The 1,133-nt window shown below is 39.3% G+C and carries 2 protein-coding genes; both read right to left on the bottom strand.

Annotation, left to right across the window (positions count from 1 at the left end; translation table 11 throughout):
- On the bottom strand, window positions 1-554 hold a 554-nt coding region (locus Q0X72_RS13840), incomplete at its 3' end, for a hypothetical protein (RefSeq protein WP_297766619.1).
- Window positions 547-735: a hypothetical protein gene (locus Q0X72_RS13835; RefSeq protein ID WP_297766616.1), complete on the bottom strand. Its 189-nt coding sequence runs from the start codon at window positions 733-735 to the stop codon at window positions 547-549. The genes Q0X72_RS13840 and Q0X72_RS13835, both read right to left, overlap by 8 nt.
- Window positions 736-1,133: the final 398 nt, after the last annotated feature.

The raw sequence follows: 1,133 nt of genomic DNA, 5'->3' as shown, positions 1-1,133 counted from the left end.
CCCATTTCCTTTTTCCAATTTCTCAATTGCTTCTTCGAAATTTTAGGAGCAAACTCCCGTTCGACAGGACGTAGAAAAAGCGCCGGAACTTCTTCGATCGTAAAATCAGTTGTCTCAAAAACGACTTTTGATTGTATTCCCGCTTCCAAATACATTTTGTTCAGGAGTTCTGCCTTTTCCCGGGGTGTCGCCATTCCACATCGCATAACTCCTTCCAATCCCCATTTCATTTCTCGTCCCATTCCCGATATATTTTTGGGCCTGTTAGGAACAAGAATGATCTCATCCCTGACAAAATGATACATGGCCTGCAGATCTTTCGAAGCAATAAGTCGCTCCATGCGACCAGGCAAATAATCCGGGCTGGTCATAACTGCTTGAATCATTTCCTCCCAAACCTTAAATGGAGCTTTTCCTGTGCCAACGAAAGTGGGTAAACCGTCCCCGCAACTAACAACAGATAAGGGAACAAATGGCGCTAAACTCGCTAGTGCAACTGTATTAAAAAAGTCTCTCCGACTGGGATCGTGCGATTGCTTGATGTCTTTATTCATTGAGTGAGATTTTATGTATTTCTAGTTCAATTTCTATAATAAATTCTGGTTTTTCGGTCTCTACAATTGTTTCTTTTTCGACATCTTGCTCTGTTTGTTTCCAACTTTGAATTGTAAAAACTAAAGAGAAAAGCAACATCATTAAGTATATTTGACTTGAAAGGTTCGTTAGTTTTTTCATTTTATTCATTATTAAAAGATTAGTTTCTCTAATGATGCACAACGTTTAAGGCTGTGATTCCGTTGTGGAAAATTCGGCAGAATTTTCTTGCGGAATCCGAAGCCGAATACAATTTACGTTTTTTCTTTATTTATCCCTTACCAACAATGGATTATAGCCAGTGTTGTAAAACGTTTATTTAAACGTGTCACCTTACGATATGTTTTTTCAATCCAGAATTGGCCTTTTGCACACCGATTCCCAACAAAATCCAGAATACAACGGCTGGCCCAATTGAGCTATTTGTGAATAGTAGCTGGATAAGGTAAGCAAGAAGCCCACTGGCTATTGCTGTTGACCTCCAGTCTCTTAGATGCAAGAGCCGAAAGACTATGCTGTATGAAATAAAGATAAAGGAA

Origin of the sequence: uncultured Muriicola sp. (assembly GCF_947258935.1) — a bacterium.
Classification (GTDB): domain Bacteria; phylum Bacteroidota; class Bacteroidia; order Flavobacteriales; family Flavobacteriaceae; genus Muriicola.
This window is presented reverse-complemented; position numbering and strand designations above follow the sequence as displayed.